Origin of the sequence: Nostoc sp. DedSLP04, assembly GCF_034530775.1 — a bacterium.
GTDB lineage: Bacteria > Cyanobacteriota > Cyanobacteriia > Cyanobacteriales > Nostocaceae > Nostoc.
The window spans coordinates 212888-236673 of sequence record NZ_JAVRCL010000002.1 but is presented as its reverse complement, the minus strand read 5'-3'; the positions used below and the strand labels follow the sequence as shown (position 1 = coordinate 236673).

Sequence of the window (23786 nt, the reverse complement as noted above, 5' to 3'; positions counted from 1 at the left end):
TAGAAACCGCAACTATACGAGGTTTACTCACATCCGTGGGTTTCAAACCCTCAATTATTCTTAGATTTTGTTTGTGTATCCGGCGTTGCTGAATCAAGGGATGATTCTTGTAGGGTGGGCGACACGAGCGCCCTGAAACACAAGGGACGGGCTTTTCGGCCCATCCCACAAAACTAGCAAAATCATCCCGCTTTCTCTGCAACGCCGTTTATCCAAGCCAGTTTGGTCTTCTCCCTACAGCCCTTTGGCTACGTCCCGTTGAGTGAAGGGGAGACGCTAGGTGCTATGTAGCAATTTGTGGTACTGACACCTTCACTAGCACTTTTTTGCTAAAAGACAGACCATTTTCATTTTTGTCAATGATAATCGTGTCTCCAGAGATAAAAGTATTCTCCAATAACTTGGTGGCGAGGGGGTTTTCTACTTCTCGCTGAATTGCCCGTTTGAGTGGACGCGCACCGTAAACTGGGTCATAGCCTGATTCGACAAGGTGATCGCAAGCTGATTGGGATATCTCAAAGAAGATTTTTTGCTCGCGCAGGAGATTTTCTACCCGTTTGAGTTGAATGCGGATGATCTGCCGCATTTCAGTGCGACTGAGGGCATGGAAGAGAATAATATCATCAAGGCGGGTGAGAAATTCTGGGCGGAAATGCGATCGCAAAGCATCCATTACCCGCTTTTGCATCGTTTCATACTTGGAATCATCACCAGATATATCCAAAATATGTTCGCTACCAATGTTACTGGTCATCACAATGACGGTGTTACGAAAATCTACCGCCCTTCCTTGAGAGTCAGTAACTCTCCCATCATCCAACACCTGCAATAAAATGTTGAACACATCGGGGTGCGCCTTTTCCACTTCATCCAACAGCACCACTGAATAAGGACGGCGGCGAATCGCCTCGGAAAGTTGGCCGCCTTCTTCATATCCTATGTATCCTGGAGGCGCACCCACTAAGCGAGAAACTGAGTGTTTTTCCATATACTCAGACATATCCAAGCGCACCAATGCATCATCAGAATCAAAGAGAAACTGAGCTAAAGCACGGGCAAGTTCGGTTTTACCCACACCTGTAGGGCCCATGAACAAAAATGAACCAATGGGACGAGAGGGATCTTTCATCCCCGCACGGGCGCGGCGAATTGCGGCTGCTACTGCTTCTACAGCCTCTTCTTGCCCAATGACTCGTTGATGCAAATGACTTTCTAATTGCAGTAATTTTTGTCGTTCCGATTCCAACAAGCGATTGACGGGGATTCCTGTCCACTTGGCGACGATTTCGGCAATGTCGGCTTCGGTGACTTGTTCTCGCAGCAACGTGGAACCTTGGTTTTGAATTTCTAAAAGGCTCGCTTCTTTAGCTTCACGCTCGTGCTGCACTCCCTCCAATTTGCCATACTTTAATTGAGCAGCTTTATTTAGATCGTAGGCGCGTTCCGCCTGTTCAATTTGCACTCGCAGCGCATCTTCTTCTTTCTTTAAGGCGCTTATCGCCTCCAATATCTGCTTTTCACCTTGCCATTGCTCATTAAATGTTTGCTGTTTTTCCGTCAAATTGGCGATTTCTTGCTCAATTCGCTGCAAACGTTCTTTTGTTTGGAGAGTACCCTTTTCTTCACCAGCTAATGATAGCTTTTCCATTTCTAATTGCATGAGGCGGCGATCAATGGTTTCCAATTCGGCTGGTTTGGAGGTAATCTCCATTTTCAACTGTGCTGCTGCTTCATCGACCAAATCAATAGCTTTATCTGGTAAGAAGCGATCGCTAATATAACGTGCTGACAAGGTTGCTGCTGCTACCAAAGCCGAATCAGAAATTTTGACGTTGTGATGCACTTCATAGCGTTCTTTCAACCCCCGCAGAATCGAAATAGTATTTTCCACACTTGGCTGATCGACAAATACTTGCTGAAAGCGGCGTTCTAGGGCAGCGTCTTTCTCAATGTGTTTGCGGAACTCGTCAAGGGTAGTTGCACCAATACAACGCAGTTCTCCGCGCGCCAGCATTGGTTTGAGCAGATTTCCCGCATCCATTGCTCCTTGTTGGCTGGAACCTGTACCGACTACGGTATGTAGTTCGTCAATAAACAAGACAATTTGACCGTTAGATTCTGTAACTTCTTTGAGGACAGCTTTCAGGCGTTCTTCAAATTCTCCTCGCAATTTTGCCCCAGCAATTAAACTACCGATGTCTAAAGAGATGAGTTGGCGGTTTTTCAGAGATTCAGGAACATCACCGTTTACCATCCGTTGTGCTAATGCTTCGGCGATCGCAGTTTTACCTACCCCAGGTTCACCAATTAATACAGGGTTGTTTTTGCTACGACGAGACAATACTTGAATTACCCGTCGAATTTCGTCATCCCGCCCAATTACTGGGTCGAGTTTTCCCGCTTTTGCCTGTTCTGTCAAATCTCTGCCAAATTTTTGTAAGGCTTCATAGCGGGATTCTGGGGTTTGATCTGTTACCTTTTGGCTACCGCGAATAGTTTTGATTGTAGCTTCAAGTTTAGGTGCATCCGCATTAAAGCCTTTGAGCATCTTTCGTCCAATGCGATCGTCTTCAGCAAAGGCCAAAAGTATGTGTTCCACGGAAATGTAGGAATCTTTCATCCTGGCTCTAGCTTCCTCGGCTCGGTCTAGTAAAATATCTAAATTGCGGCTAAGGTAAAGCTGATCGCTTTTACCAACTTTGGGCTGGCGTTGGGTAAAAGCTTCTAGCTGCTGCTGCAAGCGGATTGGATCGACCTCAGATCGAGCTAGGATACGTATTGCTAGACTAGTGGGTTCTTCTAACAGGGCAATAATTAAATGTTCAACATCTAGTTGCTGTTGTTGATAAGCACGGACTATATCCTGAGATTTAACAATTGCTTCCCAGGCTTTATCAGTAAATTTATTTGGATCTGTAGGTTGCATCTTTAGAATTTTAGAATTTGAATTTTTAGTTTAAGGATTGGGGATTATTAAAGGGAGTAGGGAGTTGAGAGTGGTTGTAACCCTACTCCTTAATACCCAGATAATTATCCAAACATTCTGGGCGGATATCCGCGTGTATCTCCGGTGGCAATTTTGGATTGGCAATTGATGATAGTTTAATCCATTGCCTATTTCCTAATTTAAAACGAAAACACTGTTATGAGCAGACTTTCCCCAATGGTGTTATTGGAGCGATGTCTACGACTGGCTATTTGACTTCGCTATTAATATTGCTCATCAAGGACAGTATTGGGGAAATACTAATAGGATTTACGTAGAGGAGATCCCCTAACCCGCCCAAAAAGGGAAAACTCTAGCGCGTCTTCTGTGTTTACTGACACCAGATGACAGTGTGCCAGAAGAATCAATCTTTTTCTAGCTCCACTTTTTAAGACATCTGTGTAGATTTTCCGATCGCTCTTAAGCACAAATTGCTGCCCAGATTCCCGACTCCTTAAAGAAGTCGGGGATCTGAATCCAGCTTAGATAAATGACATTCCACCCTACTGGATAATTAATTTTTTGGAAATCCCCGATCGAATTATTGACTCACAAGTTGCTCAAGTGATTCTTGTTTGACTGCCGAACCTTGAGTTCCCAGTTGAATCAGTTCAATTTTATACCCATCAGGATCTTCCACAAAAGCAATTACCGTCGAACCATGTTTCATTGCCCCTGGCTCGCGCACGACTTTACCGCCCTGAGTGCGAATTTCTTCACACGTAGCGTAAATATCATCAACGCCAAGGGCAATGTGACCGTAAGCATTACCTAATTCGTACTTTTCTACACCCCAGTTGTAGGTTAGTTCGATTACCGAGTTGTCGCTTTCGTCGCCATAGCCAACAAAAGCCAGGGTAAATTCTCCGCCTGGATAATCTTTTCGGCGCAGCAGTTTCATTTTGAGAATTTCACAGTAGAACTTTAAAGATTCTTCAAGGTTGCCCACCCGCAGCATTGTGTGTAGTAATCGCATATTGACCTTTTCTCTGTAATTGATTTAGTGTTATTCTCTGCAAACATTTTACCTAGCTCAAAGTCTTAAGGTAAAAATGCTGTCACAGAAAGAATTAAAAGCCGAAAGGACAGGATAAACAATTACCCATTCTGGGCATTGCTCCCTATCCCTGATAATGGAAATCTTCTTTAATCTCAGCCGAGAAAGTCTCTTAACCACCTATGCTAGCGATTGGGTTAGGCAACTGGACTGGATGCATAACACACTCGAATAAAGGATAAAGTACAGATGAGTAAATTTCTAGATACTGCAATTGAGGCGATCGCAGCCCGTGAAATTCTTGATTCACGCGGTAGACCGACAATTGAAGCCGAAGTGCATTTAGCTAACGGTGTTGTCGGATTGGCGCAAGTTCCCAGTGGTGCTTCTACTGGCACTTTTGAAGCCCACGAACTGCGTGATGGCGATAAAGGCCGTTACGGGGGTAAAGGCGTACTCAAGGCAGTACAAAACGTCAAAGAAGCACTTGCACCACAATTGTTAGGCTTGGATGTCCTCAATCAAGAACTGCTAGACCGCACAATGATTGCGATCGATGGTTCTGCTAACAAAAAAAATTTGGGGGCTAATGCAATTTTGGGGGTTTCCTTAGCAGCTGCTAAAGCTGGTGCTGAGTCTCTAGAAATTCCTCTATATCGCTATTTGGGTGGCCCTTTAGCGAATTTGCTCCCTGTACCGTTGATGAACGTGATTAACGGTGGCGCACACGCCTCAAATAACGTGGATTTTCAAGAGTTTATGATTGTCCCAATTGGTGCAACTTCTTTCCGGGAAGCGTTGCGTTGGGGTGCAGAGGTGTTTGCTACTCTCAGCCAGGTGTTAGATGAAAAGGGTTTGCTTACTGGTGTGGGTGATGAAGGTGGCTTTGCTCCTAACCTAGAATCTAATCAGGTGGCTTTGGAATTGCTGGTTGCTGCCATTCAGAAAGCTGGTTACAAACCAGGGGAGCAAGTAGCTTTGGCGTTAGATGTAGCGGCTAGCGAGTTTTACAAGAATGGTCAGTATGTTTACGATGGTAAACCTCACGCCCCGACAGAGTTTATTGACTATTTAGGACAACTGGTTGACCAATATCCAATTGTGTCAATTGAAGATGGCTTACACGAAGAAGATTGGCAAAGTTGGCAATTGCTCACCCAGAAGTTAGGTTCGCGCGTGCAATTGGTAGGGGATGACTTGTTTGTGACTAACGCTACTCGCTTGCAAAGAGGCATCCAGGAAAAAGCCGCTAATGCCATCTTGATTAAACTCAATCAAATTGGTTCGCTTACCGAAACCTTGGAAACAATTGATTTGGCAACTCGCAACAGCATCCGTTCAGTAATTAGCCATCGTTCTGGTGAAACAGAAGACACAACGATCGCTGATTTAGCTGTAGCAACCCGTGCCGGTCAAATCAAAACAGGTTCTCTGTGTCGCAGCGAACGCGTAGCAAAATATAATCGCTTGCTACGAATTGAAGATGAACTAGGCGATCGCGCCGTTTATGCTGGTGCTGTGGGGTTAGGGCCGAAGTAGGGACTAGGGACTGGGGACTGGGGACTGGGGACTAGGGACTGGGGACTGGGGACTGGGGACTGGGGCAAGAATTCTTCCCAATACCCAATCCCCAATCAAGGATAAAACCCCAACTTGGGCAACCCCAAGGTTTCATCCCAACCCATCATCAGGTTTAGACACTGAATAGCTTGGCCCGCCTGTCCTTTAATTAGATTGTCAATTGCTGACATGACAATTACGCGACCCGTGCGTGGGTCAACTTCTACACCGATGTAACAAAGATTGCTGCCGCTCGCCCACTTGGTTTGGGGGTAAACGCCGCTACCGCAGACTTTTACCCAAGGAGAGTTGCGGTAGAAGGCTGAGAAAATTGTGATTAAATCATCTCGTACTAGACCTGGGTCGCTCATTGTGGCATATACTGTTGCCAAAATACCGCGTACCATTGGGACAAGGTGCGGTGTAAATTGGATCATGAGTTCGTGACCAGCTAAGTCACTGCAAATTTGCTCAATTTCTGGGGTATGACGGTGACGACCAACATTAAAAGCTGTTATGGAGTTGTCGGCTTCAGCTAGTAATAAGTTGGTTTGAGCCTGCCGTCCGCTACTAGATGTGCCAGACTTGGCATCGATAATAGCTGTTTCCGGTCTGATTAAGCCTTGCTTTAAAAGTGGCGAAAGTGCAAGAAGACTAGCAGTGGCATAGGAACCGGGACAGCCAATAAGTTGAGCTTCGGCAATGCGATCGCGATAAAGTTCTGGTAATCCATAAACTGCTGTCGCTGCAATTGTGCGATCGCTTCTCTCTGTACCATACCAATTGGTATAAGTTGTCAAATCACTAAACCGATAGTCTGCACTCAAATCTAGTACTTTACATCCTTTTTCCAAAAGTTTGGGTGCGATTTGGCAAGCCAGACCATTTGGTAAAGACAGGAAAACTACTTCACAGCGGTGAGCAATTATTTCTGGTTCTACCGCCTCTATTAGCAGGTTAGTTGCATGAGCCAGATGCGGGTAAAGATCCCCAAAGGATTTCCCGATACTAGTCTCACCTCCTAAATAAACCATTTCAACTTCTGGGTGATCCATCAGTAGTCGTACTAACTGCACTCCACCATAGCCCGACGCGCCAACAATCCCAACGGGTACGCGTCTAAATTTGCCCATGATCTGAAATCCTTATCCCATGAATGGTTAATTTGTTCTCAGCTATCAACAATATCAGCGACCAGACGCACAGCACACAAAAGGTCTTAAACCCCTCTACTTTGTTCCGAGAAGATGGGGGAGCAAACAAATGATTATTATGCTTCCTTATCCTCTTGATCCTTTGCGAGCGCTGCACTTTATCCCCACTTTTAATGGCAAAAATTTTTGCCCCGTTATCAAATCATTGCTAGTCTACTTCTCTGCCTTATAAAGGAGCTACAATCTAAAAGAAGAAATTGTTAAAAAAATTTACGTTTATAGCTGGAAATCTTCTGTGTCACAGCCTAATCCTACCCAAGCTTTTAAATTTGATTCGATTGATGCCGCTTTAGCAGACCTAAAAGCTGGTCGCGTCATTGTAGTGGTAGATGATGAAAATAGAGAAAATGAAGGCGACTTAATTTGTGCTGCCCAATTTGCCACACCCGACATGATTAATTTTATGGCGGTGGAAGCAAGAGGACTAATTTGTTTGGCAATGACAGGCGATCGCTTAGACGAGCTAGACTTACCCTTGATGGTAAGCAACATTACAGATACTAACCAAACTGCTTTCACGGTCAGTATTGATGCCGGGCCCGAATTAGGTGTCTCCACAGGCATTTCAGCAGAAGACCGCGCCCGCACTATCCAGGTTACTCTCAACCCAGCCACAAAACCTACCGATTTACGCCGCCCTGGTCATATTTTTCCCATTCGGGCTAAGGTTGGAGGCGTACTCAAACGCGCAGGACATACGGAAGCGGCTGTGGACTTAGCGAGATTAGCAGGGCTATACCCGGCGGGGGTAATTTGTGAAATTCAAAACTCCGATGGTTCAATGGCGCGGTTGCAGCAGTTAGTTGAATACGCTAAACGTCACAATTTAAAAATTATTAGCATTGCGGATTTAATCAGTTATCGCCTACAGCACGATCGCTTAGTGTATCGTGAGGTTATTACCAAGCTGCCTAGTCAATTCGGTCAGTTTGAAATTTACGCCTATCGCCATACTCTGGATAATACAGAACACGTTGCAATTGTCAAGGGCGATCCAGCTAATTTCAAAGATGAGCCAGTGATGGTACGGATGCACTCAGAATGCTTAACTGGTGACGCTTTGGGTTCTTTACGCTGCGACTGTCGGATGCAGCTTGTAGCTGCACTGAAAATGATTGAGTCTGCTGGTCAAGGTGTAGTTGTATACCTGCGTCAAGAAGGGCGGGGAATTGGCTTGATTAACAAACTCAAAGCCTACTCGTTGCAGGATATGGGACTAGATACAGTAGAAGCAAATGAGCGTTTGGGATTTCCTGCTGACTTGCGAGACTACGGTATGGGGGCACAAATGCTCATGGATTTGGGCATCAAAAAGATTCGTCTGATCACCAATAATCCCCGCAAAATTGCAGGTGTCAAGGGTTATGGGCTGGAAGTAGTCGATCGCGTGCCATTGTTAATTGAGGCAAACGACTACAATTCCTATTATCTGGCGACAAAGGCGAAAAAGCTGGGTCACATGCTGTTACAGACTTATCTGGTGACAGTAGCAATCCACTGGCAAGATGACCCGGAAGCTGTGACAGAACGTTATGAACGCTTAGAGAAACTGCGACACTTAGCCAGAAGTAACGATCTATTGTTACAGGAAGAGGCACGTCCCTTGGCGATCGCTTTATTTGACGAGCCATCTTTAACTGTACACTTGGGTTTCGATCAAGCAAAAGTTGCTAGCTGTGATTGGTATCAGCAGAGTGGTCATCCTTACATACAGGCAATCTTCCAAATTCTAGACAATCTCGCAACTGTGCCTTACATCCAGAAATTAGAATTTCTGATTTCTTCTGGTTGCGATCCTTTGAGTAATTTACAAGTCCAACTAGATCGGCAGACATTCGCGGATGGTACACTGCCTTCATCGATTAGCGATCGCTTGGAGACGCAACAAATTTACAGCTTTAGCAAATAATTAATCAACCTATAGCCATAGTCACACACACAGGTTAGGACATTTTGAAAGCATGAAAGCTAGGAATAGTAATACTTTTATCTCCTGCCTCCTGCCTCCTGCATCGCTGCCTCCTGTTATATAAAAATCCAACAAAGGGCTTTCGATTTGCTCGATTCTACATAGTAAGCAGTGAGTCAAAAGCCCTTTATTGCATAGACTAGAGTTTTTTATCAAAGAGGAACTTCAAGTTAAGGTTATTTTTCCTCAGCGTTCAGCCTATCCAATCGGTCATTTGCATCTTTTGCTAGTCGCAACCAAGGAACACTTGATAAAAGTCCCTCTATAGCTGCGATAGACCCATCTGAAAAATTTCCTGAAACTGACAATCCGATACCAAATAAGGTGAAGATACCACACATTGCACTCATCACCAAAGCGACGTTAAAGCTCAACTGTGCCTGCCTTAAACGTTCTTTCATGACATTGAGCTTGCTTGTTGCTTCATAGCTTGACGTTGGATCAGTTGTTGAAACCTCAATATCAGTGTTATTTGACGCCTGTTTTCTTATCTTGTTTGATGTCATGGTGTTGATTCCCGTTACCTAAATTCATTTTGTGAATTCACGATGTGTACATTATGGCTTATTTTGTTTATGTTATGTAAAGATATCTAGAAAATATTTTTACTCTATTTTGTAAGTGGCTGAGGTTTGCTATAGCTGAACTTGCCAAGTCTAAGCCACTAAAATCATGATGAAAACCCTGTAAATAATACATCTGAAGGTAGGTTGTATAATCTACAACAATTTATTTTTCATAAGTAATGTGGTTTTTGTGTAAAATGTGTACTATAACTAATGAATAAAAAGAACACATGGCAAGTAAAAAATAAATGGACGAAAATGAATTCACAAAGAAAGTTCAGGAACTAACCCCCAAACCAAGGGAGGTGTTAATGCTGGTACTACAGAGTTATACAGATAAACAAATCTCAGAACAAATCGATGCTTCAATAGCTACGGTTCGTAAACATATCCAAAATCTCTGCGATCGCTTTGAAATTCAGCGTGAAGTAAATGGTATAAAAAGGAATAGACGAGGGGATTTGATTGCTTTAGTAGCTCGATACAAACCAGAGTGGGTCAGCGATAGCTTTTCTGCGCTCACAAATAACTTTATAACAGCAGACACAGATTTCACTCAGGCAAACACCATACCCTATATGCCCCAAGATGGGGCTGAAAGACCAGATGTTTCCGTTTTTTATGGTAGACAAGAAGAACTGAATAAGCTCAAGCAATGGATTATTGAGAATAAATCGCAAGTAGTAGCTATTTGGGGAATGGCGGGAATTGGTAAAAGCCTTTTAGCAGCGAAGTTAGTCCATGAGATTGAAGGTAAGTTTGATTATGTTATCTGGCGATCGCTTTGGGATGCTCCAGCGATCGGCAAGTTTAAGGAAGATTTAATTTTATTTCAAGATTCTCGTTGTCTTCTCGTACTAGATAATTGGGATACCATTTTAAAAAAAGGTGATTTTGCTGGGCAGTATGAAGAAAAATATAAGGAATATGGTCAACTTCTAAAACAGTTGGGAAAAGAACGTCAAAAAAGTTGTTTAGTAATAACCGGCCGAGAAAAACCTAGAGAAATCGCTTTACTTGAAGAAGAAACCCTATCCGTTCGTTCATTACTACTTGAGGGTTTGAAATTCGATGATGCTAAAGCAATATTGGAAGCAAAAAAATTGACTGGGGGGAAAAAATGGAAAATACTAATTAACGTGTATCGAGGTAATCCATTAGCCTTAAAAATCATTTCTACAACGATTAAAGAGTTATTCGGAGGTGATGTTTCAGCATTTATTGAGCAAAGCTTATCAGCAGTATTTATGGATATAAGTGACTTAATAGAAAAACAATTTGAGCGTTTAACATATTTAGAAAAAGATATTATGTACTGGCTGGCAATTGAACAAGATTCCAGCTTCAAAGATGATATTCCTTATTTAGAAGCCATTGCTGAAAATTCTGAATCAGTTTCACTAACAAAATTGCAAAATGCTTCTTTGTTAGTATCACCGTCAGACTTTTTAAATGCTCTTAATTCTTTAGCCAAAAGAGATTTAATCGAAAAAGGTAAAGCAACTTACACCCTTCAACCAGCAATATGGGAGTACGTTAGAAATAAATTTACCGAAGAAGTTTGTCAAGAGATTCAGACATTTAGCAAAACTCATAAACTTAACCTACTTAAAAGCCACGCATTGAAAAAATCTTTAGATAAAAATCTCAAAGAAGCTCATAAAAACCATATTCTTACTTTAATTCAGAATAGGTTATATCTCGAAGGTAATTTTCAAGAATCACTAGATGCTATCAAAGAAATGGTGCAAGGTAAATCACAGCTAGAGATTGGTTATGCAGCAGAAAACATAGAAAATCTCTTAACAGCATTTCAAGAACTGTAAGAATTAAAGTTATACCACCTTACCTTGCAACTAACGATAAAGCTACCTCTTTTTCTATAAAAAATATAATTATCTATAGATACTCACGATTTAGTACTGATTTAGATTAAGGAAATGGCTAAATATAGTGTGGGAGTTTTTATGAGTCTCGAAAGAGGACAAGTAATAAGAGGACGCTACAGAGTTACTCGACAATTAGGACAAGGTGGTCAAGGGAAAACCTATTTAGCGGAGGACTGTAATCAACAATATCCCAGTCAAAATCAGTGTGTAGTTAAACAACTCAACCAGAGAGACTTCACTAACCCCTTAACTTTGTCAACAGCCAAAACACGCTTTGAAAAAGAAGCAAAAACTTTAGAAAAATTAGGTAATCATCCTCAAATACCTACACTTATTGATTATTTTGAAGAGGAACAAGAACTATACTTAGTTCAAGAATATATTGATGGTTTTGATCTGAAGCAGAAACTAGACAATAGTGATCCTTGGAGAGAACAAGATGTTATTAACATGTTAAAGGATATTTTACCAACTCTAACATATATTCATGAAGAAAGAATCATACATAGAGATATCAAACCATCAAATTTAGTCGTGCGAGAGCATGATAAAAAAATATTTGTGATTGATTTTGGAATTGTTAAACAACTCAATAAATTTCTGACAAAAAGCTTGACACTTCCAGGTCAGTCTCCTGGTACAAGTATATATATGGCGCCAGAACACAGGAGAGGGAACCCATGCTATGCTAGTGATATTTATTCATTGGGATTAGTTGCAATTGAAGCTTTAATTGAAGAATACTCACCCCCAGTTTTGGATACAGGTGAAGTCATTTGGAATCAGCAAAATATTAGCAAAGATTTAGCTGATATCTTAAACAAAATGGTGCATCATTCAGTAGAACATCGTTACAAATCTGCACAACAGGTTTTTAAGCATCTCAGAAATATTCCTCTACAGACTTCTAGTATTCTTCATAGTAGATATAAAATTCAGCGCAGAATTGGCTAGTTAAACAAAGGAGAAGTTATGGATAAAATCAAGTTTCGTTATACTTATATTGTCACAGATGAACAGTTACAAAACGAACTAGAAGATGTTTCCAAACCAAAACATATTCTCAAACATTTAAAGACAAGAGATTGCAATCAACTGGTAATAGAGCAGGCAATAAATTGCTTTCATGCAGAAATTGAAAAGTTAAAAAAATTGAATTATAGTCAGTGTCAAGTTGCACAAATTATCGAAGCGTATGAGAAGCAACAAGAATTTTATATCGTTTATGAATATATTAATGGCGATAATTTAAGTAATAAAATTACAAATAATAACCTTTTGAATGAAGAACAGGTTATAGATTTATTACAACAGGTTTTAAAGATATTAAAGTATATTCATCAACAGAATGTCAAACACCTTAATATTAAACCTTCCAATTTAATAAAGCAAAGTGATGGCAAGATATTTTTAATTGATTTTGGAGGATTTAATGAAATATCTACTTTAAGTTTTAACGATAAAACACAAGGTTTCTCAAAACAACCAGTAGGCACTAAAGGCTATATGGCACCTGAACAAGAAAAAGGCCATACGTTGTACTCAAATTGTGATTTATATGCTTTGGGTATGACAGCAATTGAAGCTTTAACTGGAGTTTCTCCAGATGAGATTAAGAAGAATCCACAAACAAATGAAATTGTTTGGCCAAATGATAAAAAAGTTAATAAAAAGCTAACCCAAATTTTAGAAAAGATGGTACATACTGACTTTAGAGAACGCTATCAGTCAGCCGATGAAGTCTTAAAAGATTTGTCTCAAATAACAGCGAAACCGCTAGCCAATAAAATAAAAAACCTGTGGTTTATATTACCACTTTTATTAATAGGAGTTATTTCTTTTCAAAACAGGAGTCAAATATTTGTAAAAGATTTTATAAATAGTCAAAGTCAAAATCCTAAAACCTCACCGAATAGTACCTTACAGCCACCTCCTACACCAACTATTGAACCAACTCAACCTCCATCATTAGATGATCCTTTGAATAGGGTAAATATTAGGCTTCCTGGTTCCTCTGCCATGTCAAAAATTAAGAAAATTATCAAAGGGGAATTTGAAAAAAAGTATAAGTATTCTCGTATAATACTAGCTAGCGAAACTGCTGGTGACGGAATTGATGCTGTTGAAAAAAGCAAGGAAGACATTATTGCAGCTTCTTCTCGTCCTTTGACTCCTGAAGAAAAAAATAAGAACTTGGTAGAGGAGCCTATAGCACACGATAGACTGGTATTTGTAACAGGAAATAAAAATACGTATACAAATGGATTTAGTTCAGATCAACTCAGGCAAATTTTCGGATGTGAGATCACTAATTGGTCTGCTTTGGGAGGAGCAGAAAAACCCATTAGAGTACTGATGAAACCGTTAAATAGTGGTGCTACTGTAACTGTTAAAGATAATGTGCTAAATGGGAAAAATTTTTGCAAGAATTCTAACTTTGAAACTTTAAGTAACAATGGTGAAGTTCAAGAACTGATTCCAAAATTACGAACTGATGCGATTGGTTATGGCAGTTCAATAAATCTAGCAGAGCAGGACAATGTTACGGTTCAGCAAATTGACGGGCATCAGTGGGATGAGAAAAAGTACCCTTACAAACGCAAGCTATTCTTGGTTTACAAAAATCCGCCTAGTCCAAAAGTTAAAGCATTTATAGCATTTGTAAAATCTCGAGAAGTACAACAAGCCATTAAGGATATACCAGGGGTGATAGAACCTTGATTGTAAGGTGGCTTCACAGGATTTGTTTGAAGTTGCAGCAGTTTCCTAGCCAATTTTAATAGGCGATTGAAAACAAGATGATAGCGATCGCTCTCCAAACTTCTACTTTTTAGCTGAAACAAAAATAAACCTCTTACTCACCAAAAGGAGAACGATCAGATAAAATTTTTGGGCGATGAGGAGTTTACGCCATGCCCAATGCCCAATGCCCCATTCCCAATTAATAATGAGTTGCCGACTTGCGATGATGCACAGCAGTAACGCCATCAGTATCTAACAATTTGCCACTCTCGACAGTCGCATAAACCAGCCAGTGATCGCCAGACTCCATCCGGTTTTGTACGGAACATTCGAGATATGCTAGGGCATCTGTGAGTATGGGAGAACCGCTTTCAGCTTCTTCGGCAGCGACATCAGCAAATCGGTCTTGTCCTGGCCCAAAAGGTTTGAGGAAGTGCTTCATCAATCCCAAGTGATTCCCCTCTTTCAGAATATTGAGGACAAATTTGTTTCCTGTATGCGTCAGTGTTTCTACTGCGCGGTCTTTAGCAACGGCGATGGTTAGACCAGGTGGACTAAAGCTGGCTTGAGACACCCAAGAAGCTAACATGGCACTGGAACGATCGCCTTCTTTGGCTGTGAGAACGCAAAGAGAACCGACAATCCGACCAACTGCTTGTTCTACATTGGTTGCAGGTTGACTTGGCGATCGCACTTTTCTCGCTTTCTTCAATACTTGGGCAAAGTCGGTTCCAGCTTCTTCACACAATTGTAAGGTGGCATCGTCGGGTTTGAATTTGACGCGGATGGTATCAAAACCAAACCGATAGCCAGCATCTTTTAATTTACTCTCGATTAAATCAACCGCTTCCCCACTCCAGCCAAAGGAACCAAAAGCACCGGCAAGTTTATTGTTAGTAGCGGTGGATAGCACAATCCCTAAAGCTGTTTGCACGGGTGTCGGTGCATGACCGCCGAGAGTGGGAGAACCGATGATGAAACCACCCGCTTTTTCCACAGCCGCTCGGATTTCTTCTGGTTCTGTAAATTCGCAGTTAATCGATTCTACAGCTACACCAGCTTTCGTGATCCCACGAGCGATCGCTTGGGCTAATGTGGCTGTATTTCCATAAGCAGATGCATAAATTAACGCTACTGTCAAGTCAGCAGAAGTTTGTTGTTGACTCCATTCCCGATAAGCTTTGGTCAGGTCGATTAAGCCATAGCGTACCAAAGGCCCGTGTCCAGTGGCATACATTCGCACGGGGAAATCAGCTAATTTCTCCAGCGCTGTTTCAACTTGACGAGCGTGGGGAGCCATCAGGCAATCAAAATAATAGCGCCGATCTTCGTTATATACTTCCCAGCCTTCATCAAATACCTGATCTCCACAAACGTGCGCCCCAAATAACTTATCTGTGTAGAGAATTTCTGTTTGTGGATCGTAGGTGCAAAGTTGATCGGCATAGCGGGGATTGGGAGTGGGAATAAATTCTAAATTATGCCCATTACCCAAATCTAGAGTTTCCTCGCCCCGCATCACAAGAATTTGCAAATCTTGATTTTCCAACGCCGCACGTAAATTTCTCGCCCCTGGATTAGAACACACAAAGGTGATTTGCGGGGCAATTTTTAATAAAGCTTTTAAAGTTGCAGCACGGTTAGGATTTACGTGTCCCAAAATTACATAATCTAAATCTTCAAGATGGAAACGTTGTTGCAAAGCTTCTAAATAAATTTGCGTAAAGGTTTCCCCTGGAGGATCGATAATGGCGGTTTTCTCGCTTTCAATTAAATAAGAATTAGCAGTTGTACCCTTAGCAAGAGCATATTCAATTTCAAATCTCAGCCTTGACCAACTGCGCGATCGCAGTATTCTCGTATCTGTCGCAATCGGGAAAACTTGAACGTCACGGGGTTTGTTTTTTGACATAGCTAAAACAAGAGTTATGAGTTATGAGTTATGAGTTATGAGTTATGAGTTGAAGAAAGTCGTTAATCAAAATTTTTGAACTTCCGTTGTAGAGACGATCTCGTCTCTACAACTCCTAACTCCTAACTCCTAACTTTTTAGTAGTGGTTGCCAACTTTACGGTGATGCACAGCAGTCAAACTTTCTGGTTTAGAAACTCCTCCGGCGTAGACTGTGCTATATACTCCCCAATGATCGCCGCAATCCATTCTGCTGATGACTTCACACTCCATGTAGGCGAGGGCATCGTTGAGGATGGGCGCACCATTTTCGGCTGGCTGAGTTCTCACACCTTGAAAACGATCTGCGCCAGGGGCGAACCGTTTCAAAAAGTGTTTCATTAATGGTTGGAAATTGCCTTCTTCTAAAACGTTGAGAACAAAGCGATCGCCTACTTGCATGAGTGATTCAATTGCCCGATCTTTGGCGACTGCAATCGAGAATCCCAACGGTTTGAAGCTAGCTTGAGCAACCCAAGAGGCTAGCATGGCACTGGATACATCGCCTTTTTTAGCAGTAATAATATATAACCCACCGCTGATTCTACCTAGTGCTTTATCTAAGTCAGCACCAAGGGATTTCATCGCTTTGATGTTGCGATCGCGTGTTACCCATTGAGCTAAGTCTGTACCCGCTTCTTCACACAACTTGTAGGTATTTTCCGTAGGCGTTTGTTTAATCCGAATTGGTGGAAAAACTGTTGTCAAACCTAAATTGCGGAATTTACTCACCAAAGGATCTATTGGCTCATCATCGCCACCACCGGTTTCAAATACGCCGATAGCTTGCTTTTCTTTGGTCGATCCTAAAACTGTGCTAAGTGCAGCTTGGATGTTCGCAGCGCCAGAAGCCGGAGGTAATCCAACGACTAGTCCAGCACAACGGCTAACTAGTTCCCGCAGTTCTTGTAAATCGACTTCAGATCCCAAATCGACAATTTCCACTGCGACACCGGTTTTACCGATACCGTTGGCAATTGCTTGCGCTAGGCGATCGCTATATCCGTATTCAGAAACGTAAAATATCCCAATTATTGTTTCTGCCTTGGTTTGGCTTTGGCTCCAAGTGCGGTAACGTCCAACTAGTTCTTCTACATTGTGAGATAATAATGGGCCGTGCCCTGTGGCAATCATGTCGATCGTTTTCAGTTCCGCCATCCGCTTCAGCGCAGATAGAACCGATCGGGCATTGGGCCCCATCAAGCAATCGTAGTAGTAATGAAAGTCTTCTTCGATCGCTGCCAGGTTTTCATCAAAGGTGCTATCTGAGCAATAGTGCAACCCAAAAGCGTCGCAGGTGTAGAGAATTTTGGTTTTGTGGTCAAAGCTGAAAATGGTATCCGGCCAATGTAAATTTGGAGCAATCACGAATTCAAATTCATGCCCATTGCCCAAATCTAAGCGATCGCCATTTTTCACAATCCGCCGTTTAAATGGCTGATGTACCAAATTCTCCAGAAACTGAATCGCCACTTTAGAACCGACAACGGTTATTTCTGGAGCCATAAGCAGCAAATCTTTAACTAAACCGCTATGGTCTGGCTCCGTGTGGCTGATAATTAAATAATCAATTTCTGTTGGGTTGATTAATCCGGTGAGCGTATCAAAGTATAGTTGGCGAAATTTTTCGTGGGAGGTATCAACTAAGGCAGTCTGCTCCCCGCGAATGAGAAACGAGTTATAAGTGGTGCCGTTTTGCAGACCAAACTCAATATCGAAGCGATCGCGATCCCAATCCAAAGAGCGAATAGCCGTTGTCTCTTGAGCAATCTCTACAGTCTGTATGGTGAGCCGTTTTTCAGTTTTTTCTGTGAGTGCTACCATAACTCCCTCCTTGACACAATGAGTATTTCTTCCTCTTCTTTTATTGTTACACGGCTTTAATGTTAATTTTTATTAAAAAACCTATAGTTGACTTAAAAAAGTTAAAAGTGTGAAACCACAGAGGCACAGAGAGGAAATTTGGCTAGCCTTGGAAATTGGTAATTCGCGGCTGCATTGGGCATTGTTTATTGGCGAGACACTTTACTCAGCTTGGGATACCGACTATCTTGCTGAGTCTGTCATACAACATCTAACTGAATTTCAAACCCTAGATGATTTATTGCTGGCAATTTCTCCAAGCCATCAACAAAGTAATTTTCTCACAAATACTCCACCCCTTTGCGCTTTTGTCTCTCTGCCCCCGTGCCCTCTTGTTCTTGCCTCAGTAGTTCCCAGTCAAACTGCTATTTGGCAAACTTACCCAAATGTTCGCGTTATTACCTTAGACCAAATACCACTAAAAGGCGTGTATCCCACACTAGGAATTGACCGCGCTTTAGCTTTGTGGGGTGCGGCGAAAACTTGGGGTTTTCCGATGTTGGTAATTGATGCTGGAACAGCGCTAACTTTCACGGCTGCGGATGCTAATGAGTGTCTAGTTGGAGGTGCAATTTTGCCAGGATTAGGCTTGCAATTTGCAACTCTCGGTCAAAAAACAGGACAATTACCATTAGTTGAAATGCAAAAGTTACCGTCTCTGCCACCACGTTTTGCTCTTAATACTACAGAAGCAATTCAAAGCGGAGTAATTTACACAGTCTTAGCTGGAATCAAAGATTTTATTGAAGCCTGGTTGCAATTATTTCCTAATGGTAAGATTGCAATTAAAGGGGGCGATCGCACTTTCTTGATTAACTATTTGCAAATTTTATATCCTGAAATTGCAACACGTTTAATTGTGGAACCAAATTTGATTTTTTTGGGAATGCAGAAAATAGTAATGGAGAATAAGGAATAGGAATCCGAGTTTTCACGGCAAAGAGACAATCCAAAGCCCAGATAGCATACAATTAAAAGAGAAGTTTATCCCTAAATAAACTATGCCCAAAAGTTCACAGCTAGATGTAATTATGCAGCAATTGGATGCCCTTTCTTCAGCAGAATTGCTGGCAGTTAGGGCAAAAATTGATGCCTTGATTGAGGGACAATCGTTGTCATTGGCTAAAGCTCAACCACCTTTGTTTCGTTGGCGTAACGTTCAGATAACTGAAAATATTGCATATCGTGGGAGTTTTAGTAGATTTACATTCATTGATAATAATAATAACGACGTAGACATCCTTGCTGCACTTGTAACCATAAATACACCCAGAACAAATGCAACAAATCCCTTGCCAACCTGGTTACGAGAATTAAGGCAAAATCAAGTTGCCCAATTTTCTGAATCGGAAGCAAAAGTGGATGATACCTTAGAAAAAGTAATAGGATTGGTTGACGAATGGATGGCTGATGAATCGGGATATGATGAACAAACATACCCACAGGTTGAGACAGGCTTGAATCAAAATCGCATGTAAGTGTAAAAACACAGATGAGTAGAGCCGTATTGCTAGACACTCATCCTTTGAGTCAAGTAACGCATCCAAAAGTAAACCCAAAAGTCCAACAGTGGTTGAGATCGTTAGGGAAAACCGAAACTGTTATACTTGTGCCCGAAATAGCCGATTATGAACTTCGGCGTGAACTATTGAGACAAGGAAAACAAAAGAGTATAGATCGCCTCAACAAACTTAGCCAAATTTGTCTCATACCACTGACTCCCGAAACGATGCGAAAAGCAGCTGAACTATGGGCATGGGTAAGAAACCAGGGGAAACCTACAGCAAGCAATGAAAGTTTGGATGGTGATGTAATTCTTGCTGCTCAAGCAATTCTCCAATTGAAGAGTTTTGATCAGGTCATAATTGTGACAACAAACTTGAAACACATATCACGTTTTGAGAGCGAAGGAATATGTGTTGTCGATTGGCAGCAAACTCTTAATGAGCTAGTTTAATTCGTTTAAATTATGGCTTTTTAAAATACCTTCAATAAATTCCCGAATCTCAACCGCCACAACCTCAGCACAAGATTCTGGCAAGTCATTTCCGGCATGAGCAATCATTTTCAACTCGACTTTCGGTATAAGTTGAGCAAAAACACGGCTTCTGGCTAAAGCATCTGGTGTATCTTGGCCACCTTGTAAAATAAAAACTGGGACATCTATCATGTAAAGCTGCTTTTGCAGTAATTCCGCCTCAATTTCTACTTGTCGCCGTTTGAAAAGTAACTGACAACCTATGGGATACGGCAATAGCGATTGACGCAACTGCAAGTCTTGTGCAATTTTTTCATGCCAACCCAGGATTTTAGTCAAAGGACTGAGCGATCGCAACAATTTAACTACTAGTGGTGGATAATTCAATAATCGCCGCATTTTCTGGCAATACTCTTCTTGTCCTGCTATCTCTACGCCCTCTGGTGCTAGCAGTACCACACCATCAACTTTCTCTGGATACTTTAAAGCATAGCTAGCAGCAATCCAACCCCCAAGAGAATGCCCCACTAAATATAGTTTTTCTAGCTTCACAGCTTGCAAAAATTCAGCTAAACACTCAACTTGTAAATCTATCGAATGATAGATATTAGGATTTTCTGATTCACCAAACCCTAACAAATCAGGTGCAAAACAATGAAAATCTTGTGCAAGGGATTCCATCACAGATAACCATTGACTGCTCTCATTCCAAGCACCATGTAAAAAAATTATAGGAGTTTTTTCACCGACTTCACGCCAGAATAATAGCCCTTGAGAGAGCTTTCTCCGGGAGTTACGCAATAGTGTATCCATTTTATTTAGTAGTTAACTTTCAGCATCATAATAAATAGTCATTAGTCATTGGTCATTAGTCATTAGTCAAATTACAAACACAAAGGTGTGGTGCAATTCGTTTAGCGTCTCCTTGGGGAAGCCTATCGTAGAGGAGAGAGGATTCCTTAAATCATAACCTTGGTGGAAATAACCAATGACAAATGACAAATGACAAATGACAAAATATTATTATGCCAATGTTGTCAAACCATTCAAGTAGTCTTGCAACTGCCGAGTATGGTCGTGAGACATCTTTCCTGAAGGTAGTAAACTGGGAGAGAAAGCTTGGATTTCCATGACTTCTAAGGTGTCTTGAATCTCCATTGTCCCATGCACCTCGGCTTCAACCACAATACAAATTGAATGGATTCTGGGATCGCGGTCTGGTGCAGAGTAAACTCCTACTAAACGGTTAATTTTCACCAATTCTAGCCCGGTTTCCTCCATTAATTCCCGGCGCACTGTATTGGGAATATCTTCTCCCCAATCTACAATCCCTCCAGGCAATGACCAAAGACCATTGTCGCGCCGTCGGATCAGTACAATCCGACCATCGGGTAAAATTGGGATGATACTAGTGCCAGTAATGGGATGACGAAATATTATACCCAATACTGTTTGTCCAATACGCCATAAGCTACGTGTGGACTCGACAGCTGCCGGAAAAAAAGCAATAACGTTCAATCTTCAAAATTTATGTGTTGTATTCTATATTTCCCTACCACTTACATAAGCTCAACTAATAAAATTTTGGTTGAGTTTTATTTTATACAAAAATGTTTGTGGGTTGAGATTTTATTCTTACGATTTACGTAGAATACTATCGATTCTAACATCAAGTTTCAATAGAAGCACTGTATTTATATATACATACTATTTATTGAATCAGGTATATTTTTAGTTTATGGCAAGTATTAGTGGTATTGAAACTAGCTATCACTTATAGTTTTTCAGTAAACATAAAAAAATATGAATAATAAGTCAAAATCCAAAATTCTGAATATCTGAATTTATAAGAGGCAATTAACTAGAGTTTAAGACCTCCTCTTAATTTAAATATCGCTCAATCAAATATTAGACTTCATGCTTAAATTCACCTATGCCTGCTAAGTTTTGATGACTAATTACTGAATTATTTATTAATAAAATTGGTTTGTTTCTATAACAACTAGTGAGCTATTTTACAATCTATTTGACACATTGGAATCTAATAAAAGATATTTTTCGTCTTGCTAGTGGAGATAATTCAGAATTTTTATTGACAAAGTTAGGTATAATGCGATAGACTAGTACACTGTTTAAAGCGTATTTATTGCTGCACTAGGTTAAAAGTATATCAATAACATTGGTAACTAATATTGCCTACGTGATGCCTAGTTGCTACTTTTTTGTTGTTTATTAATAGAGGTGAACATGGCCAAGCGCCGTAACCCGAAAAAAGAAAAGGCGCTACGTAACCAGGCGTATGCCAGAAAGTTTCGTAAACGGACTACGACAGGAAGAATGCAGAGAAGGTTCCAACAAAGACCACCAAAGAGTGAGGAAGAAGAAGGCGCAGCAGCAGCTGACACTGAATAAGTTGTCTGCCTAAATCCTTATTGTTTGGGTTATTTACCTTTTAGGGCGCACATTTATTTGTACGCCCTTATTTATTTTTGGGGATTGGGGCATTGGGCATTGGGCATTGGGCATTGGGCATTGGGCATTAGTTATTCCCCTTGTCTCCCTTATCTTTTTTGTCCCCCTTGTCCCTACTCCCCAGTTTCCCAATCCCTCTATTGAGCAATTTGAGCACGGGCGGCTATGAGTGCTTTGTTTACCTGAACAAAGCCAGTACCTCCGTAACTGTTGCGGGCAGCAACAACTTGACGGGGGGATATCGCCTCATAAATATCTGCTGCAAATGCCGGATGTATTTGTTGCCACTCTTCCAATTTTAAATCTTTTAGGAGTTTACCTGCGGCAATACTAGTTTTTACTACCTTACCCACAAGGTTGTAAGCTTCCCGAAAAGGAACGCCCCGTGCTGCCAAATAATCTGCTACATCGGTGGCATTAGAAAAATCCTCCGCTACAGCTGATGCTAACCGCTGAGTACGAAATTCTAACCCTTCCCTGAGCAAAATCGTCATCGCTTCTAGAGAAGCTTTGACTGTATTAACGCTATCAAATAGACCTTCTTTATCTTCTTGTAAATCTTTGTTATATGCCAGGGGTAGCCCTTTCATGATGACTAACATCGCCTGGAGATGACCGAATACACGTCCTGTTTTTCCCCGCACCAATTCTGGAACATCAGGGTTTTTCTTTTGAGGCATGATACTGGAACCTGTAGCACAGCTATCTTTGAGGGTGACGAAGCGAAATTCTTCAGATGACCAAAGAATGACTTCTTCTGCAAGGCGGCTGAGGTGAACCATAATCAAGCTAGCAGCACACAAAAATTCGATCGCAAAATCGCGATCGCTCACTCCATCGAGGCTATTAGCATAAATATCGTCAAAATTCAAGAGTTTGGCTGTGTAGTGGCGATCGATAGGGAAAGTAGTTCCTGCTAAAGCACCACATCCCAAAGGTGAAATATTCACGCGGCGAGAAACGTCTCCTAAGCGTTCCCAGTCACGTTGCGCCATTTGAAAGTATGCCAAGAGGTGGTGAGCTAAACTCAGGGGTTGAGCGCGTTGCAGGTGGGTATAGCCAGGAATCAAAGTTTCAACGTGCTTTTCAGCTATATCTAGTAAAACACCTTGAAATTCTCGCAATTCGCTTTTGATTTGTTGGATTTGGTCGCGCAGGTAGAGTCTGGTATCGGTGCCAACTTGGTCATTACGCGATCGCGCTGTATGCACCTTTTTACCTACATCGCCAACAATTTCTGTCAGTCGGCGTTCAACTGCAAAATGTACATCTTCAGCATCGACACCGGGCTGAAATTTCCCCTGGCGGTACTCTTGGCGAATTTGTTCTAAACCGGCAACCAGTTGCTCTCCTTCTTCTGGAGAGATGATACCCGTGTGAGCAAGCATTTTGGCATGAGCTTGAGAACCAGTAAGGTCATATTCGATTAATTCAATATCAAAACTTATACTGGCATTAAAACGAGCGATCGCTGGATGCAACGCTGATTCAAACCGCTGGCTCCAAGTTTCTTCTTTGGTCATAAATTATCAAAAGAGTGGGCGAGAGTTAAGAGTTAAGAGTGAGGAATTATGAGTTTTTGACTCCTAACTTCTCACTC

General features: G+C 41.5%; 17 protein-coding genes. 8 read left to right on the top strand and 9 right to left on the bottom strand.

What is annotated here, in order from left to right:
* Positions 1–283 precede the first annotated feature (283 nt).
* Entirely contained in the window at positions 284–2926 is a 2643-nt protein-coding gene (gene clpB, locus RMX89_RS02175; protein WP_322682228.1) for an ATP-dependent chaperone ClpB, read from the bottom strand.
* A gap of 601 nt (positions 2927–3527) precedes the next feature.
* Positions 3528–3962, bottom strand: a complete 435-nt coding sequence (gloA, locus tag RMX89_RS02170) for a lactoylglutathione lyase (RefSeq protein ID WP_322687748.1) — start codon at positions 3960–3962, stop codon at positions 3528–3530.
* A gap of 270 nt (positions 3963–4232) precedes the next feature.
* Between gloA and eno the strand changes: the two genes are divergently transcribed.
* Positions 4233–5522, top strand: coding sequence for a phosphopyruvate hydratase (gene eno, locus RMX89_RS02165; RefSeq protein WP_322669817.1), 1290 nt, complete (start codon positions 4233–4235; stop codon positions 5520–5522).
* Positions 5523–5617: 95 nt separating this feature from the next.
* Here the strand turns inward: eno and argC are convergent, their stop codons facing one another.
* Entirely contained in the window at positions 5618–6676 is a 1059-nt protein-coding gene (argC, locus tag RMX89_RS02160) for an N-acetyl-gamma-glutamyl-phosphate reductase (RefSeq protein ID WP_322687747.1), read from the bottom strand.
* 316 nt (positions 6677–6992) lie between these two features.
* On the opposite strand from argC, the gene ribBA reads away from it, so the two are divergent.
* Positions 6993–8666 carry a bifunctional 3,4-dihydroxy-2-butanone-4-phosphate synthase/GTP cyclohydrolase II gene (ribBA, locus tag RMX89_RS02155; protein ID WP_322687746.1) on the top strand — a complete coding sequence of 558 codons (1674 nt, stop codon included), beginning with the start codon at positions 6993–6995 and terminating at the stop codon, positions 8664–8666.
* Positions 8667–8902: 236 nt separating this feature from the next.
* Here the strand turns inward: ribBA and RMX89_RS02150 are convergent, their stop codons facing one another.
* On the bottom strand, positions 8903–9232 hold the full coding sequence (locus tag RMX89_RS02150; protein ID WP_322687745.1) for a TRADD-N-associated membrane domain-containing protein: 330 nt from the start codon (positions 9230–9232) through the stop codon (positions 8903–8905).
* A 308-nt stretch (positions 9233–9540) separates the two neighbouring features.
* On the opposite strand from RMX89_RS02150, the gene RMX89_RS02145 reads away from it, so the two are divergent.
* The 3 genes from RMX89_RS02145 (at position 9541) to RMX89_RS02135 (ending at position 13902) form a co-directional block, all read left to right on the top strand.
* Complete coding sequence (locus RMX89_RS02145) at positions 9541–11118, top strand: NB-ARC domain-containing protein (protein WP_322687744.1); 1578 nt, start codon at positions 9541–9543, stop codon at positions 11116–11118.
* A gap of 114 nt (positions 11119–11232) precedes the next feature.
* Positions 11233–12135 carry a serine/threonine-protein kinase gene (locus RMX89_RS02140; RefSeq protein ID WP_322687743.1) on the top strand — a complete coding sequence of 301 codons (903 nt, stop codon included), beginning with the start codon at positions 11233–11235 and terminating at the stop codon, positions 12133–12135.
* Positions 12136–12153: 18 nt separating this feature from the next.
* Positions 12154–13902 carry a serine/threonine-protein kinase gene (locus RMX89_RS02135; protein WP_322687742.1) on the top strand — a complete coding sequence of 583 codons (1749 nt, stop codon included), beginning with the start codon at positions 12154–12156 and terminating at the stop codon, positions 13900–13902.
* 220 nt (positions 13903–14122) lie between these two features.
* Here the strand turns inward: RMX89_RS02135 and RMX89_RS02130 are convergent, their stop codons facing one another.
* Positions 14123–15835 carry a diflavin flavoprotein gene (locus RMX89_RS02130; RefSeq protein WP_322687741.1) on the bottom strand — a complete coding sequence of 571 codons (1713 nt, stop codon included), beginning with the start codon at positions 15833–15835 and terminating at the stop codon, positions 14123–14125.
* Between the two features lie 137 nt (positions 15836–15972).
* Positions 15973–17697: a diflavin flavoprotein gene (locus tag RMX89_RS02125; protein ID WP_322669810.1), complete on the bottom strand. Its 1725-nt coding sequence runs from the start codon at positions 17695–17697 to the stop codon at positions 15973–15975.
* 109 nt (positions 17698–17806) lie between these two features.
* Here RMX89_RS02125 and RMX89_RS02120 point away from each other — a divergent pair, with 109 nt between their 5' ends.
* The 3 genes from RMX89_RS02120 to RMX89_RS02110 all read left to right on the top strand — a co-directional run bounded on the left by RMX89_RS02120 (position 17807) and on the right by RMX89_RS02110 (position 19693).
* Positions 17807–18655: a pantothenate kinase gene (locus RMX89_RS02120; RefSeq protein WP_322687740.1), complete on the top strand. Its 849-nt coding sequence runs from the start codon at positions 17807–17809 to the stop codon at positions 18653–18655.
* A gap of 82 nt (positions 18656–18737) precedes the next feature.
* Positions 18738–19214, top strand: coding sequence for a hypothetical protein (locus tag RMX89_RS02115; protein ID WP_322687739.1), 477 nt, complete (start codon positions 18738–18740; stop codon positions 19212–19214).
* 14 nt (positions 19215–19228) lie between these two features.
* Complete coding sequence (locus RMX89_RS02110) at positions 19229–19693, top strand: type II toxin-antitoxin system VapC family toxin (protein ID WP_322687738.1); 465 nt, start codon at positions 19229–19231, stop codon at positions 19691–19693.
* Here the strand turns inward: RMX89_RS02110 and RMX89_RS02105 are convergent.
* The 3 genes from RMX89_RS02105 to argH all read right to left on the bottom strand — a co-directional run bounded on the left by RMX89_RS02105 (position 19685) and on the right by argH (position 23709).
* Complete coding sequence (locus RMX89_RS02105) at positions 19685–20527, bottom strand: alpha/beta hydrolase (RefSeq protein WP_322687737.1); 843 nt, start codon at positions 20525–20527, stop codon at positions 19685–19687. The genes RMX89_RS02110 and RMX89_RS02105 overlap by 9 nt on opposite strands.
* 210 nt (positions 20528–20737) lie before the next feature.
* Positions 20738–21232 carry an NUDIX hydrolase gene (locus RMX89_RS02100; protein WP_322669806.1) on the bottom strand — a complete coding sequence of 165 codons (495 nt, stop codon included), beginning with the start codon at positions 21230–21232 and terminating at the stop codon, positions 20738–20740.
* A gap of 1091 nt (positions 21233–22323) precedes the next feature.
* Complete coding sequence (gene argH / locus RMX89_RS02095; RefSeq protein ID WP_322687736.1) at positions 22324–23709, bottom strand: argininosuccinate lyase; 1386 nt, start codon at positions 23707–23709, stop codon at positions 22324–22326.
* Positions 23710–23786 lie beyond the last annotated feature (77 nt).

What these genes read in the sequence shown, in the direction of transcription:
- eno (WP_322669817.1), top strand. Translation starts at nt 4,233, where the DNA reads ATGAGTAAATTTCTAGATACTGCAATTGAGGCGATCGCAGCCCGTGAA.
- RMX89_RS02105 (WP_322687737.1), bottom strand. Translation starts at nt 20,527, where the DNA reads ATGGATACACTATTGCGTAACTCCCGGAGAAAGCTCTCTCAAGGGCTA.
- RMX89_RS02140 (WP_322687743.1), top strand. Translation starts at nt 11,233, where the DNA reads ATGGCTAAATATAGTGTGGGAGTTTTTATGAGTCTCGAAAGAGGACAA.
- RMX89_RS02115 (WP_322687739.1), top strand. Translation starts at nt 18,738, where the DNA reads ATGCCCAAAAGTTCACAGCTAGATGTAATTATGCAGCAATTGGATGCC.
- RMX89_RS02130 (WP_322687741.1), bottom strand. Translation starts at nt 15,835, where the DNA reads ATGTCAAAAAACAAACCCCGTGACGTTCAAGTTTTCCCGATTGCGACA.
- argH (WP_322687736.1), bottom strand. Translation starts at nt 23,709, where the DNA reads ATGACCAAAGAAGAAACTTGGAGCCAGCGGTTTGAATCAGCGTTGCAT.
- RMX89_RS02125 (WP_322669810.1), bottom strand. Translation starts at nt 17,697, where the DNA reads ATGGTAGCACTCACAGAAAAAACTGAAAAACGGCTCACCATACAGACT.
- RMX89_RS02145 (WP_322687744.1), top strand. Translation starts at nt 9,541, where the DNA reads ATGGACGAAAATGAATTCACAAAGAAAGTTCAGGAACTAACCCCCAAA.
- RMX89_RS02110 (WP_322687738.1), top strand. Translation starts at nt 19,229, where the DNA reads ATGAGTAGAGCCGTATTGCTAGACACTCATCCTTTGAGTCAAGTAACG.
- RMX89_RS02150 (WP_322687745.1), bottom strand. Translation starts at nt 9,232, where the DNA reads ATGACATCAAACAAGATAAGAAAACAGGCGTCAAATAACACTGATATT.
- gloA (WP_322687748.1), bottom strand. Translation starts at nt 3,962, where the DNA reads ATGCGATTACTACACACAATGCTGCGGGTGGGCAACCTTGAAGAATCT.
- clpB (WP_322682228.1), bottom strand. Translation starts at nt 2,926, where the DNA reads ATGCAACCTACAGATCCAAATAAATTTACTGATAAAGCCTGGGAAGCA.
- RMX89_RS02135 (WP_322687742.1), top strand. Translation starts at nt 12,154, where the DNA reads ATGGATAAAATCAAGTTTCGTTATACTTATATTGTCACAGATGAACAG.
- argC (WP_322687747.1), bottom strand. Translation starts at nt 6,676, where the DNA reads ATGGGCAAATTTAGACGCGTACCCGTTGGGATTGTTGGCGCGTCGGGC.